This window comes from Delftia sp. WSY_10, from assembly GCF_043104705.1.
GTDB classification, from domain to species: domain Bacteria; phylum Pseudomonadota; class Gammaproteobacteria; order Burkholderiales; family Burkholderiaceae_C; genus Comamonas; species Comamonas tsuruhatensis.
The window spans coordinates 231179-246428 of record NZ_JBICKY010000021.1; the positions used below are offsets into that span (position 1 = coordinate 231179).

General features: G+C 72.3%; 3 protein-coding genes. All 3 read left to right on the plus strand.

The features are described 5' to 3' along the window. The first annotated feature begins 5 nt into the window (after positions 1-5). Positions 6-5366 carry an amino acid adenylation domain-containing protein gene (locus tag ACF8ML_RS12180; protein ID WP_392408081.1) on the plus strand — a complete coding sequence of 1787 codons (5361 nt, stop codon included), beginning with the start codon at positions 6-8 and terminating at the stop codon, positions 5364-5366. After that, the gene (locus ACF8ML_RS12185) at positions 5366-10048 is read left to right on the plus strand and encodes an SDR family NAD(P)-dependent oxidoreductase (RefSeq protein WP_392408082.1); all 4683 of its coding nucleotides are present in this window, start codon (positions 5366-5368) and stop codon (positions 10046-10048) included. The genes ACF8ML_RS12180 and ACF8ML_RS12185 overlap by 1 nt, the downstream gene beginning before the upstream one ends. 10 nt (positions 10049-10058) lie before the next feature. Beyond that, on the plus strand, positions 10059-15250 hold a 5192-nt coding region (locus tag ACF8ML_RS12190), incomplete at its 3' end, for an amino acid adenylation domain-containing protein (RefSeq protein WP_392408083.1).

The following is a 15250-nucleotide window of genomic DNA, read 5'->3' on the forward strand; positions in this document are numbered from 1 at the left end:
CTGACATGCTGAGTGGACAAAGTGCAATCGCGGCAGCAGGCCGGGCGCCGGCCAGCCTGGTCGAGCATCTGAGGGGCCTGGCGCAGCAGCGGCCCGACGACATCTGGCTCACCGTGGCCGCCGTGCAGGACGGCCGCGTGGTCGAGCGCAGCCACAGCTATGGCGAGTTCGACCGCCGCGTGCGTGCGCTGGCCACCCGGCTGCAGCAGCTGTGCCCCGTGGGCGCGCGCGCCCTGGTGATGATGGACAACGACGAGCACTACGCCGCCAGCATGCTGGCCTGCTTCTACGCGGGCGTGATCGCCGTGCCGGTGCCGCCGCTGGAATCGCTGCGCGTGCAGCACCTGGAGCGGCTGCTGGGCATCGTGGGCGACGCGGATGCGGCCTGCGTGATCAGCACGGCTGAAGTGATGCAGGCCCTGCCCGGCGCCGATGCGCGCTTTGGCAGCATTGCCGCCGTGGCCGCCGACCAGGTGGACCTGGCCGATGCCGACGCCTGGCGGCCCCATGCGCCGGCTGCCGACGACATCGCCTTCCTGCAATACACCTCGGGCTCCACCTCGGCGCCCAAGGGCGTGATGGTCAGCCACGGCAACCTCATCGCCAACGAGGCCGCCATCCAGCAGCGCATGGACATCGGTGCGGGCGACCGCTTCATGTCCTGGGCACCGCTGTACCACGACATGGGCCTGATCGGCGGCCTGCTGCAGCCGCTGTACAGCGGGCTGCCGCTGGTGCTGACCTCGCCGCGCCTCTTCCTGGAAAGCCCCGTGCGCTGGCTGGAGCTGATCTCGCGCCACCGCGCCACCATCAGCGGCGGCCCCGACTTCGCCTACCGCATGTGCCTGGAGCGCATCAAGCCGTCGCAGCTGGCGCAGCTGGACCTGTCGAGCTGGCGGCTGGCCTACACCGGCGCCGAGCCCGTGCGTGCCGATACCGTCACGGCCTTCGCGCAGCGCTTTGCCGCCTGCGGCCTGCGGCCCGACGCGGCCTATGCCTGCTACGGCCTGGCCGAAGCCACCCTGTTCATCACCGGCGGCAGTTGCGGCGCGGGCGCCACGATCACGTCCTTCGATACCGGGGCCCTGGGCCAGGGCCGGGCCGAGGAAAGCCCCGGCGCCTCGCAGACCACCGCGCTGGTGGGCTGCGGCCCCGCCGTTCCCGGCCATGCGGTGAACATCGTCGATCCGCACAGCCTGCAGGTGCTGGAGCCCGGCCGCGTGGGCGAGATCTGGGCGCACGGCCCCAGCATCAGCCAGGGCTACTGGGGCAAGCCGCAGCAAACGCAGCAGGCCTTTGTCGAGCATGCAGGCCGGCGCTGGCTGCGCACGGGCGACCTGGGCTTCGTGCACGGCGGGCAGGTCCATGTGGCGGGCCGCATCAAGGACCTGATCATCGTGCGCGGGCACAACCTCTACCCGCAGGACATCGAGCGCGTGGTCGAGGCCGAGGTCGAAGCCGTGCGCAAGGGGCGCGTGGCCGCGTTTGCGGTGGACATCGATGGCCGGGAAGGCATAGGCATTGCTGCCGAAGTCTCATTCGGCATGCAAAAACTGGTGCCGGCCCAGGCCCTGGTCGATGCCCTGAGCACCGCCGTGGGCGCGCAGTGCGGCGAGGCGCCCACGGTTGTCGTGCTGCTCAACCCCGGCGCCTTGCCCCGCACCTCCAGCGGCAAGCTGCAGCGCGCAGCCTGCCGCCAGGGCTGGTCCGCGCGCACGCTGGATGCCTGGGCCGTGTTCGAGTCGGGCCGCTTCGCGGACGGCGGCAGCCAGGCACCACAGGAGGCGGGCGCGGCAGATCCCACCACAGGCACGCTGGCCGGCCTGTGGCGCGAGGTGCTCGGTGGCGATGCGCAGCCCGGGCCGGTCGGCGAGGCCAACTTCTTCGCGCAAGGCGGCAACTCCCTGGCCGCCGTGCGGCTGGCCGCGCGCATCTGCCGGCAATGGTCCCTGGAGTATCCGGCCGGGCGGGTCTTCGAGCACCCGCGGCTGCGCGACCAGGCGCAGGACATCGACCGGCTGCGCCAACAGCGCCAGCCGGGCATGGCGCTGCAGCGCATTGCCCCGCTGGCCGAGGCCCGTCGCGCCATGCCCCTGCCGCTGACGCCGGCCCAGCAGCGCCAATGGTTTCTCTGGAAGATGGATACGCGCAGCACGGCCTACCACGTGCAGGGCGCCCTGCGCATCACCGGGCCGCTGGATGCAGGCGCCCTGCGTGCGGCCGTGCAGGGCCTGGCCGAACGGCACGGTTCGCTGCGCACGGTATTCAACGCCCGGCCCGATGGGGAGGTCGAGCAGCGCCTGGACCCCCAGGGCAGGCTGGAGCCGCAGTGGCTGGATGCCGCGCAGGCCGCGCAGGGCAAGCCCGCGCAGCGCGAGGAGCACGCCGCCCAATGGCTGCAGGCGCTGTGCGCCCAGCCCTTTGATCTGCAGCAGGGGCCGCTGGCCAGGGCTGGCCTGGTGCGGCTGCAGGCCCATGAGCACATCCTGGCGCTGGTGATGCACCACATCGTCTCCGACGGCGCCTCCATGCAGATCCTGCTGGACGATCTGGCGGCGCTGTATTCCGGCGCCCCGAACAGCGGCCCGGCGCTGCAGTATGTGGACTACGCCGTCTGGCAGCGGGAGCAGGCTCAACAGGCCCAGCAAGGCCAGCAGACCTCGCTGGCCTACTGGCTGGAACGGTTGCAGGTGCCCCCAGGCGAGGCCCAGCCTGTGCTGGCCCTGCCCACCGACCATCCGCGCCAGGCGCTGGCACGCTATCGGGCGGGACGGCACGGCTTCGAGCTGTCCGGCGCGACCTTGCAGGCGCTGCGCGCGCAGGCCCGCCAGCAGGCAGACACGCTCTTCACGCTGCTGCTGGCAGGATGGCAGGCGCTGCTGTACCGCTACACGGGGCAGGAGGACATCCGCGTCGGCGTGCCCGTGGCCAACCGCGCGCATGCCGACCTGCAGGGCGTGGTCGGCTTTTTCGTCAACACCCTGGTGCTGCGCAACCGCATCGACGGGCGCATGCGCCTGGCCGACGTGCTGCAGCAGGCCCGCGAGGCGGCGCAGGGCGCGCAGGCCCACCACGCGCTGCCGTTCGAGCAGCTGGTGGAGGCGCTGCAGCCGCAGCGCAGCCTGGCGCACAGCCCCTTGTTCCAGGTGCTCTTCAATCATCTGGTGGAGGACTGGCACGCGCTGCAGCAGGTGCCGGGCTGGACCGTGGCCGGCCAGCCGCTGGCGGCCGCAGATGCGCAGTTCGAGCTGACCGTGGAAGTGCGCGAGCGCTCCGATGGCAGCCTGGGCATCAGCCTGGTCTATGCCCGCGAGCTGTTCGAGCCGGGCAGCATGCAGCGCCTGGCCGCCCACTATGCGGCCATGCTGGAGGCCCTCGCCCGGCAGCCCCAATGTGCCGTGGACGAGGTGCCGCTGCTGGGTCCCGACGAACGCCAGCAACTGGCGGCCTGGAGCTGCAATGACCAGGTCCTGCACGGCGGCGACATCGTGCACCGCCGCTTCGAGCAGCAGGTGGCGCGCAGCCCCGATGCCCCGGCCCTGTGCCTGGGTGAGGCCACGCTGGGCTACGCCGAGCTCAATGCGCGCGCCAACCAACTGGCGCATCACCTGATCGCATCGGGCGTGCGGCCCGGCGTGCCGGTGGGCATTGCCATGGAGCGCTCCATCGAGATGGTCGTGGGGCTGCTGGCCATCATGAAGGCCGGCGCGGCCTATGTGCCCATCGACCCCGAGCACCCGGCCGACCGCATCGCCTACATGCTGGAGGACAGCGGCGTGTCCCTGGTGCTGGTGCAGCCGCAGGTGCGGGACCGCCTGCCGGCCAGCTGCAGGGCCCGACTGGTCGATGTGCCGGGCCTGGCGTCCCGGCTGCAGGACATGCCGGCCCACAACCCGGCCGTTGCTCTGCATGGCGACAGCCTGGTCTATGTCATCTACACCTCGGGCTCCACGGGCCGGCCCAAGGGCGCGGCCAACCGCCACCGTTCGCTGTGCAACCGCCTGGCGTGGGGGCAGATGCACCAGCCGCTGGGCCCGGGCGACACGGTGCTGCAGAAAACGCCCTTCGGCTTCGACATCTCCTTCTGGGAGTTCTTCTGGCCGCTGACCACCGGCGCACGCCTGGCGCTGGCCGCCCCCGGCGACCACCGCGATCCCCGGCGCCTGGCCGAGCTGATAGCGCGCCACCAGGTCAGCACCATCCACTTCGTGCCGTCCATGCTGCAGGCCTTCATGGCGCACCCGGCGGCCGCCACCTGCCAGGGACTGCAGCGCATCATCTGCAGCGGCGAGGCCCTTTCCGCCGAATTGCAGGCGGCCGTGCTGCAGGCCTTCCCCGGCACCCGCCTGCTCAATCTCTACGGCCCCACGGAGGCGGCCATCGAGGTCACCTGGTGGGACTGCCGGGACGAGGGCGCGTTGTCCGTGCCCATAGGCCGCCCCGTGGCCGGGCTGCGCACCCATGTGCTGGATGCCGCGCTCAACGAGGTGCCGCGCGGCGTGGCCGGCGAGCTGTATCTGGGCGGTGTGGGCCTGGCGCGCGGCTACTGGCGGCGGCCGGGCCTGAGCGCCGAGCGCTTTGTCGCCGATCCCGCCAGCCGCACGGGCGAGCGCCTGTACCGCACGGGCGACCTGGTGCGCTGGCGCGGCGACGGCCAGATCGACTACCTGGGCCGCGTGGACCACCAGGTGAAGATCCGCGGCTTTCGCATCGAGCTGGCCGAGGTGGAGGCGCAACTGCTGGCCCACCCCGCCGTGCGCGAGGCTGTGGTGGTGGCCCGCCAGGCGGCCGACGGCGCGCGGCTGGCCGCCTTTGTCTCGGTGCAGCAGGGGCAGACCCTGGACATGGCCGCGCTGCGCAGCGCGCTGGCCGCAGCCTTGCCCGACTACATGCTGCCCTCGTCCATCACCGTGCTGGATGCCTTGCCCCTGAACGCCAATGGCAAGGTGGACCGCAAGGCGCTGCCCGAGGCGCCCGCCCTGCCGGCCCTGGAGCACCAGGCCTACGAGCCGCCCGAAGGCGGCGTGGCCGCGACCATTGCCGCCCTCTGGGCCCAGGTGCTGGGCGTGGAGCGCATAGGCGCCAGCGACAACTTCTTCGACCTGGGCGGGCATTCGCTGCAGCTCATCCGCGTGCATGGCCTGCTGGAGGCGCGGCTGGGCCGGGAGCTGTCCCTGGTCGATCTCTTCAAGCACCCCACGGTGTCGGCCCTGGCGCGGTGCATCGAGCAGGGCGCAGATAGCGAGGGCGAGGGCGAGGGCGAGGGCGCCGCGCAGGCGGCCGCCGCCCGGGACGGCATGGACGCGGCCCAGCGCCGCCGCGAGGCGCTGCTGCAGCGCAAGCGCCACATCGAAAGGACCCTCTGATGTCTTCTTCCTCCGAAACCACCGGCCTGGAGATCGCCGTCATCGGCATGGCCGGGCGCTTTCCGGGCGCCGACGACATCGACAGCTTCTGGGCCAACATCCGTGACGGCGTCGAGTCCGTGAAGCGCTACAGCGACGATGAGCTGCGCGCCCTGGGCGTGCCCCAGGCCCTGCTGGACGATGCCGGCTACGTGAAGGCCGGCGTGCCGCTGGCCGGCATGGACCTCTTCGATGCCGACTTCTTCGGCTACACCCCGCGCGATGCCGAGCAGCTGGACCCGCAGCACCGCCTTTTCCTGGAATGCGCGTGGCAGGCGCTGGAGCATGCGGGCTACGAGGGCCGGCGCTATCCCGGCGCCATCGGCGTGTATGCGGGCACGGGCGCCAGCGTCTACCTGATGCGCCATCTGCTGCCCCGCCATGCGCCGGGCCCTGGCGCCCACGTCGCCGATCTGCTGGGTCTGATGAGCGGCAACATGGCCGATGCCCTGGCCACGCGCGTGGCCTACAAGCTGGACCTGCGCGGCCCGGCCGTCACCGTGCAGACGGCCTGCTCGACCTCGCTGATGGCGGTGCACACCGCCTGCCAGGCGCTGCTGGGCCATGAATGCGCCATGGCGCTGGCCGGGGGCGTCTCGCTCAACCTGCTGCAAAACGGCGGCTACCGCTACCAGGCCGGCGCCATCTTCTCGCCGGACGGGCATTGCCGCGCCTTCGATGCCCAGGCCGCAGGCACGCTGCAGGGCAGCGGCGCGGGCATTGTGGTGCTCAAGCGCCTGGACGATGCGCTGCGCGACGGCGACACCCTCCACGCCGTCATCCTGGCCAGCGCCGCCAACAACGATGGCGCAGACAAGGTGGGCTTCACGGCGCCCGGCGTCAACGGCCAGGCCGCCGTGGTGCGCGCGGCGCAGGCCCTGGCGGACGTGCCGGCCGACACCATCGGCTATGTGGAAGCCCATGGCACGGGCACGGCGCTGGGCGACCCCATCGAGATCGCGGCGCTGACCCAGGCCTTTCGCGCCAGCACGCAGCGCAGGGGCTACTGCGCCATCGGCTCGGTGAAGACCAATATCGGCCATCTCGATGCGGCCGCCGGTGTCACGGGCCTGATCAAGACGGTGCTCTCGCTCAGGCATGCCACCTTGCCGCCCAGCCTGCATTTCGAGCGGCCGCACCCGCAGATCGACTTCGAGCGCAGTCCCTTCCATGTCAACACCGCGGCCAGGCCCTGGCCCCAGGCGGCCACACCGCGCCGCGCGGGCGTGAGCGCCTTCGGCATTGGCGGCACCAATGTCCATGTGGTGCTGCAGGAGGCTGCTGCCGCCCCTGCCACCTCTGCCGCCCCTTCCCTTACACAGGCGGATGCAGCCCGGGGCTGGCAGGTGCTGCCGCTGTCCGCTCGCAGCCCCCGTGCGCTGGATGAGTCGGCGCGCCGCCTGGCTGCCCATCTGCAGCAGGCCGGCAGCGGCCTGTCGCTGGACGATGTGGCCCACACCCTGCAGCAGGGCCGCCGCGCCTTCGGCCATCGCCGTGCCGTGGTGGCCGACGGCATGGGCATGGCGGTGGAGGGCCTGCACCTCTCTGCTGCTGCTGCTGCTGCTGCTGCGCCGCCAGGCCAGGCCACCGAGGTGCCGGCACAGCCGCCCGGCGTGGTCTTTCTTTTCCCGGGCGGGGGCGTGCAGCACGCCAACATGGGCCTGGACCTGTACCGCGACGGCGGTGTATTCCGGCAGGAGGTGGACCGCTGCTGCGAGCTGCTGCAGGCCGAAACAGGCTGGGACCTGCGCCAGTGGCTGTTCCCCGCCCCGGGTGAAGAGGTGGAGGCCGACGCGGCGCTGTCCGCCATGGACAAGGCCCAGCCGGCGCTGTTCGTGATCGGCTATGCGCTGGCCCGGATGTGGATGGCACGCGGCGTGCAGCCCGTGTCCATGCTGGGCCACAGCCTGGGCGAGTATGTGGCGGCCTGCCTGGCCGGCGTGTTCGAGCTGCCGCATGCCCTGCGCATCGTCGCGGCGCGCGGCCGCCTGCTGCAGTCGCTGCCTCAGGGCGCCATGACCTCGGTGCCCCTGGCTGAGGCCGAGCTGCAATCGCTGCTGGATGCGGGCTGCGACCTGGGTGCCGTCAACGGCGAACGCCTGTGCGTGCTGTCCGGCCCGCTGGCCGCCATCGAGGCGGCCGAAGGGGCGCTGCGCGCGCGCGACATCACCGCCCGCCGGCTGCACATTGCCGTGGCCTCGCACTCGGCCATGACCGAGCCCCTGCTGGCGCAGCTGGAGCAGGTGGTGGCCAGCGTGCCCCGGCATGCGCCGCGCCTGGCCTTCATCTCCAGCGTGACCGGCAAGCCCATCACGGCCGAGCAGGCCATGAGCCCCGCCTACTGGGCCGGCCACCTGCGCCATACCGTGCGCTTTGCGGACGGGCTGGACGAGCTGCTGAGCGTGCCGGGCCGCGTGCTGCTGGAGGTGGGCCCCGGCCAGGCCCTTGTCGCCCTGGCCCGCCAGCATGCGCGCGCCGCCACGGCGGCCGGCATCTGGCCCAGCCAGGCCCATCCCCAGCAGACCGCACGCAGCGCGCAGCTGCTGGCGCAGGCCGTAGCCGGACTGTGGTGCGCGGGCGTGGACATCGACTGGACTGCCTGCCGGGGCGGGCTGCCAGGCCGGCGCGTGCCGCTGCCGACCTATGCCTTCCAGCGCCGCTCTTTCTGGGTGCAGGCTGCGGGGCAGGGTGGCGATGCACCGAAAGCGGCAGGCACGGCAGGTCCCTCGGCGACTGCGGGTCCGTTCTACGCAGCCGCCTGGCAGCGCAGTCCTCTGCAGTTGGCGGCAGGCACCGCTGCCGCCGCAGCCCAGGTGGCCCTGGTGTTTGGCGACGGCAGTGCCACGGCCGAGGCCCTGGTGCACGCATTGCGCGCGCAGGGCGCCGATGTGGTCTGCGTGGAAGCGGGCGCCGCCCCCGCCTGCCTGGCCCCGGGCCGGCATGCCGTGCGCCCCGGCGAGCGCCGCGATTGCGAGGACTTGCTCGATGCGGTGCAGGCGCAGTTCGGCCCCGTGGGCGCCATCTACCACCTGTGGGCCATGGACGCGGCCGCCCCTGCGCCGCTGGAGCGCGGCTTTCACAGCGTGCTGGCCCTGGCGCAGGCGCTGGAGGCCCGTGCGCACGGCGCTGGAGGCCCGCGCACACGGCGGCTGCTGCTGGTGGCCGCAGGCGGTTCGGAAGATGTGACCGGAGCGGAAGCGCTGAACCCCGAGATGGCCGCCGTCTTGCCGCTTTGCAAGGCGATAGGGCAGGAATGCCCGTCCATCGACTGCCGTTTCGTCGATGTGGTGCAGGCGGGTTCGCCCGCAATGCAGGCCCGGCTGGCGCGCCAGCTGCTGGACGAAGCCCGCGCGCCGCATGGGCTTCGCACGGCCGACACGGCCATCGCCCTGCGCGGTGCCCACCGCTGGCGCAAGACCTACGAGCCCCTGCAATGGCAGGACGCCGCGGCGCCGCGCCTGCGCAGGCAGGGCGTGTACCTGATCACGGGCGGCCTGGGCGGCGTGGGCCTGGCGCTGGCCCGGCATCTGGCCGCGCACTGGCAGGCCCGCCTGGTGCTGCTGGGCCGCACGGCGCTGCCAGCACGCAGCCAATGGGAGGCACTGGCCGCCGATGACGGGCAGCCGAGCACCCTGCGCCAGCAACTGCTGCAGCTGCTGGCCCTGGAGGCCGAGGGCGCCCAGGTGCTGACCCTGGCCGCCGATGTGGCCGACGCCGCGCAGGTGCAGGCGGCGCTGGCGCAGGCGCACCAGCGCTTTGGCGCCCTGCATGGCGTGGTCCATGCCGCAGGCCATGCCGACAGCGGCATGCTGGCCACCCGCACGCGGGACAGCGTGGAGCGCGTATTCGCCCCCAAGCTGCGCGGCACCCGGCTGCTGCTGGACCTGCTGGGCACGCTGGGCACGCAGGACGTGCAGGCGCCGGACTTCGTGCTGCTGTGCTCGTCCATCTCCAGCCTCACCGCAGGCCTGGGCAAGAGCGACTACGCCGCCGCCAATGCCTGCATGGATGCATTGGCGGCACTGGCCAGCCGCCAGCGCGCCTGGCCCGTCATCTCCGTGGACTGGGACGCCTGGCGTGACCTGGGCATGGCCGCCGGCATGCGCATTCCTGAGGGCATAGGCTGGAGCGGCGCAGAAGCGGCAGCGGTGTTCGAGCGCATCGTCAACGGCGATGTGCCGCACCAGGTGGTCATCTCCACCACCGACCTGCGGCAGCGCCTGGGCGAGATCGATGCCGGGCTGGTGGATGCGCTGGCAGAACCTGCCGCCGAAGCCGTCGCCGAACCTGCCAACGGATCGCAGGCCCGTGGCGGCCATCCGCGCCCGGCGCTGCAGACCGCCTACGTCGCGGCCGAAGGCGAACTGCAGCAGGCCCTGGCCGCGCTGTGGACCGACATGCTGGGCATTGCCCCGGTGGGCGTGGACGACAACCTGTTCGAGCTGGGCGGCGACTCGCTGCTGGCCCTGCAGATCCTGGGCCGCGTGAAAAAGCGCTTTGGTGTCGAGCTGCACCCTGCGGCCTTCTTCAAGGCCCCCACCGTCGGCGAGCTGGCCGTGCTGGTGGAGACCCGGCTGATCGAGGAGATCGAGGCCACCGTTACCGATGAAGGCGATGCCCTTGCCGCCTTCGCATCTGCGTGAGAAGACCACCATGTCCCTGAACGATCTCGATTCCCGCAAGTCCCGCCTGTCCGATGCGCAGCGTGCCGCACTGGCCCTGAGGCTCCGGGGTGCATCCGGCGCACCCGCTGCATCCGACGCAGGTGGCGCAGGTGGCCTGCCGAACGGCGACACCCGCAACACGGCCCACACCATCACCCGCTGCGACCGCACGCTGGCCATTGCCCTGTCCCCCGCCCAGCGCAGCCTCTGGCTCACCTGGCGGCTGGAGCCCGCCAGCCCCGCCTACAACATGGTGGGATCGCTGTCGCTCAAGGGGCCGCTGGATGCGTGGGCGCTGGAGCAGGCGCTGCAGGCCCTGGCCGAGCGCCACGAGATCCTGCGCACCTGCTATCCGGCCGGCGAGGACGGCGAGCCCCGGCAGTCCATCCAGCCCGCCGCGCCCGTGCCCCTGCGCCATGTCGATCTGGGTGCATGGACGGACGGCGATCCGCAGGCCGAGGCGCAGCGCCAGGTGCTGCTGCTGGCCCGCCAGCCCTTTGCGCTGGACATGGAAACGCCATTGCGCGCCGTCCTGTGCCGGCTGGGCGCGCAGGAGCATGTGCTGGGCCTGTCGCTGCACCACATTGCGGGCGATGGCTGGTCCAACGGCATCGTGGTCGAGGAGCTGTTCCACCTGTACGAGGCCCTGCGCACGCAGCAGCCATCGCGCCTGCCGGCCATGGCCCTGCAGTTCGCCGACTATGCCGTCTGGCAGCGCCGCTGGTTCGATGCCGGTGAGCGCGAGCGGCAGCTGGCCTACTGGCGCGCCCGGCTGGGCACCGAGCACGAGGCCCTGGCCCTGCCGATGAAGCAGGCCAGGGCGGCCGTGCAGGAAGCACAGGAGCAGCGCCTGGAGTTCACGCTGCCCGCCGCGCTGGCCACCCGCGTGCGTGCCCTGGGCCGCGCGCATGGCGCCTCGCTGTTCATGGTGATGCTGGCCCTGCTCAAGCTGGTGTTGTACCGCTTCAGCGGCACGCGCGAGCTGCGCGTGGGCACGCCGGTGGCCAACCGCCAGAAGGCCGAGACGCATGGGCTGATCGGCTACTTCCTGAACCTGCTGGTGCTGCGCACGCACATCGATCCCGCGCAGGACTTCGGCGCGCTGCTGGCGCAGGTGCGCGAGGCGGTGCTGGGCGCGCAGGCCCACCAGGACCTGCCGTTCCACCTGCTGGTCGAGGCGCTGCAGCCGGCCCGCCAGCCGGGCGTTCACCCGCTGTTCCAGGTCAAGTGCACCCAGCAGGAAGATGCCTCGGCCGCGCGCCACATCGCCGGCCTGGAGATCGCCATGCAGGCCGTCTCCAGCGGCCAGGCGCATTTCGACCTGAGCCTGGACTTCACCGACCGGCAGGACGGCATCGACTGCGTGCTGATCTACGCCCATGAACTGTTCGACCAAGCCGTGGTGCGTGACATGGCCGCCGCGTTCCAGGACCTTGCGCGGCAGGTCACCGGCGCAATCAGCGACAGGCAGCCCAGGCTGTGCGAGCTGTCGCTGCCAGGCCGCGTGTCGGAGTCTGCAGGCCCGGTGCAGGCCTTTGGCGCCGACAGCGTGCTGGAGCTCTGGTCGCGCGCCGTGCGGGCCCATCCCGATGGCACGGCGGTCAGGGACGCAGGCTCGGCCCTGGGCTACGCGCAGCTGGACCGGCAGTCCGACCAGCTGGCCCGGGCCCTGGTGGCGCGCGGCGTGGGGGCCGATGTGCGCGTGGCCCTGCATGCCGAGCGCAGCTGCGCCTTTGTGCTGGGCCTGCTTGCCGTGCTCAAGGCCGGTGGCACCTGTGTGCCCCTGGACCCCGGCCTGCCGGCGCAGCGGCTGGCCTGGCAGCTGCGCGACAGCGGCGCGGTGCTGATGCTCTGCCAGCAGGCGCCCGCCTGGGACGCGGGCGTTCCCCTGCTGAGCCTGGACCTGAATGCCTGCCAGGAGCCGTGCATTGCGGGGCAGGCGCCGCCGGCCGCGCCGCCGCATTCCGCACAGGGCGCCTATGTGATCTACACCTCGGGCTCGACCGGGCAGCCCAAGGGCGTGGTCGTCAGCCACGGGGCGCTGGCCCACTATGTGCAGGCCGTGCTGCAGCGGCTGGACTTGCCCGAGGCGGCGCGCAGCATGGCCATGGTCTCGACCGTGGCGGCGGACCTGGGGCACACCGTGCTGTTCGGCGCGCTGTGCTCGGGGCGCGCGCTGCATCTGATGGCGCCCGAACTGGCCTTCGACCCCGACGGCTTCGCGCGCTACATGGCGGAGCACCGCGTGGACGTGCTCAAGATCGTGCCCAGCCATCTGCAGGGGCTGCTGAATGCCGGCATGCCCGCTGACGTGCTGCCTGCCAGCCGCCTGGTGCTGGGCGGCGAGGCCACGCGCTGGCCGCTGATCGACCGCATCGCCGCGCTCAGGCCCGGCTGCCGCGTGCTCAACCATTACGGCCCCACCGAAACCACGGTGGGCATCCTCACCCAGGAGGCGGACGAGGCGCTGCGCGGCGGCGAAAGCCTGCCCGTGGGCAGGCCGCTGGCCAATAGCCGCGCCCTGGTGCTGGATGCCGACCTGCAGCCCGTGCCCCTGGGCGCCAGCGGCGAGCTGTACCTGGGCGGGCCGGGCCTGGCGCGCGGCTACCAGCTCCGGCCCGGGCAGACGGCGGAGCGCTTCGTGGCCAGCCCGTTCCAGCCGGGCGAGCGCCTGTACCGCACCGGCGACCGCGTGACCATGCTGGCCGATGGCAGCCTGCAGTTCCTGGGCCGCATGGACGACCAGGTGAAGGTGCGCGGCTACCGCGTGGAGCTGCGCGAGGTGGCGCTGGCGCTGCAGGCCGTGCCCGGCGTGGCCCAGGCCGAAGTCGTGGCGCGGCTGGACGGGAATGGGGATGCGGGTGGGGACGGGCGCATGCAGCTGCATGCCTATGCCGTGCCCCAGGCGGGCGTTCCCGCCGACAGGCCGGGGTGGGCCGCAGCGCTGGCGCAGGCGCTGCCCGAATACATGGTGCCCGCCAGCATCACCGTGCTGGAAGGCATGCCCCTGACGGCCAACGGCAAGATCGACCGCAAGGCCCTGCCCGTGCCGGAGCAGGCGGCCGCCGACCTGTTCGAGGCGCCCCAAGGCGAGGCCGAGCAGGCGCTGGCCGCCGTCTGGGCCGACCTCTTCGGCCTGGAGCGCGCGGGCCGGCATGACGACTTCTTCGCGCTGGGCGGGGACTCCATCCTCGCGCTCAAGCTGGTGGCGCGCGCCCGCAAGCGCGGCGTCAAGCTCACGCCCAAGCAGCTGTTCACGGGCAAGACGCCCGCGGGTGTGGCACGGCTGGTGGAGGGGTCGGTCGCCGGGGCTGAGCAGACCGAAGGCGCGGCGCCCCTGCCCAGGGCCGACCGCAGTGGCCCGCTGCCGCTGTCCTTTGCGCAATTGCGCCAGTGGTTCCTGTGGCAGCTGGAGCCGGCCGGTACGGCCTATCACATCAGCGGCGCGCTGCGTCTGCTGGGCACGCTCGATGTGCTGGCGCTGCAGCAAAGCTTCGACGCGCTGGTGGCGCGCCACGAGTCGCTGCGCACGGTGTTCCGCATGGGCGGGGACGGGCAGGTGGTGCAGGTGATTGCCGCACAGGGCGGTGTGCGGGTCGAGCAAACGGATCTGTCCGAACTCCCCGCTGCGCAGCGCCAGGAGCAACTGCACGAGGCGGCGGCCGCCGTGCACCGCCGGCCCTTCGACCTGCAGGCCGGGCCGCTGCTGCGCGTGGGCCTGATCCGGGAGTCGGCCGAGGCGCATCTGCTGGTCGTGGCCCTGCACCACATCGTCTCCGACGGTTGGTCCATGCAGATCATCGTGGATGAATTCGTGCAGCAGTACCGCGCACGGTGCCAGGGACAGGTGCCGCAGGCCGCACCCCTGCCGCTGCAGTACGCCGACTACGCGGCCTGGCAGCGCCAGTGGCTGGAGGCCGGCGAGCGGCAGCGGCAACTGGCCTACTGGCGCGCCCAGCTGGGCGACACGCACCCCGTGCTGCAACTGCCCACCGACCACCCGCGCCGGCCCGGCGCGGACCATGTGGCCGCCAGCCATGGCCTGCAGCTGCCGGCCGAACTGGTCGGCAGCCTGCGCCGCCGCGCCCAGGCGCAGGACGCAACGCTGTTCGTGCTGCTGCTGGCGGGCCTGCAGGCCGTGCTGCACCGCTACACGGGCCAGGAAGACATTCGCGTGGGCGTGCCCATTGCCAACCGCCACCGGGTGGAAACGCAGGGCACGGTGGGCTTTTTCGTGAACACCCAGGTTCTGCGCGCCACGCTGGACGGGCGCATGGGACTGGCGCAGCTGCTGGACCAGGCCCGGCAGGCCGCCCAGGGCGCGCAGGCCCACCAGGACCTGCCCTTCGAGCAACTGGTCGAGGCGCTGCAGCCCGAACGCAACGCCGGCACCCAGCCGCTGTTCCAGGTGCTGTTCAACCACCAGCGCCAGGACCGCAGCGCGCTGCAGCAACTGCCTGGGCTGGAGCTGCAGGAATATGCGCTGCAGGGCCAGGGCGCCCAGTTCGAGCTGACCGTGGACACCACCGAGGATGCGCAGGGCTGCCTGCATCTGCGCCTGACCTATGCCCGCGAATTGTTCGAGGCCGCCACCATCGGCGCGCTGGCCGGCCACTATGTGGCCATGCTGCAGGCGCTGGCCGATGATCCGGCCCGCAAGGTGGGCGAAGTCGCCTTGCTGGGCGCGGCCGAACTGCACAGGCAGCAGGCATGGGGCCGCGCCGCTGCCCTGCCTGCCGGCCGGCCGGCCGCAGCGCAGACGCTGCACGGCCGCTTCGCCAGCCAGGCATTGGCGCGGGCCGGGGCGCAGGCGCTGTCCTTCGAGCACCACGTTCTCAGCTACGCCGAACTCGACGCCCAGGCCAACCGCCTGGCCCGCCGCCTGATCGCCCTGGGCGTGCGGCCGGAGACGCGCGTGGGCATTGCCATGCAGCGCTCGGTGGAGATGGTGGTGGGACTGCTGGCCATCCTCAAGGCCGGTGGCGCCTATGTGCCGCTGGACCCGGATTACCCGGCCGACCGGCTGGCGCACATGGTCGAGGACAGTGGCATTGCCCTGGTGCTGACGCAGGCGGCGGTGCGCGAGCGCATTCCCGGCGCTGCTGCGCTGCAGGTACTGGAGATCGACATGCTGGACCTGTCGGGCGAACCCGATACCGATCCGCAGGTTGAAGTCTCGGC

Coding starts and splice junctions, on each gene's coding strand:
- ACF8ML_RS12180 (WP_392408081.1), top strand. CDS start 6: ATGCTGAGTGGACAAAGTGCAATCGCGGCAGCAGGCCGGGCGCCGGCC.
- ACF8ML_RS12185 (WP_392408082.1), top strand. CDS start 5,366: ATGTCTTCTTCCTCCGAAACCACCGGCCTGGAGATCGCCGTCATCGGC.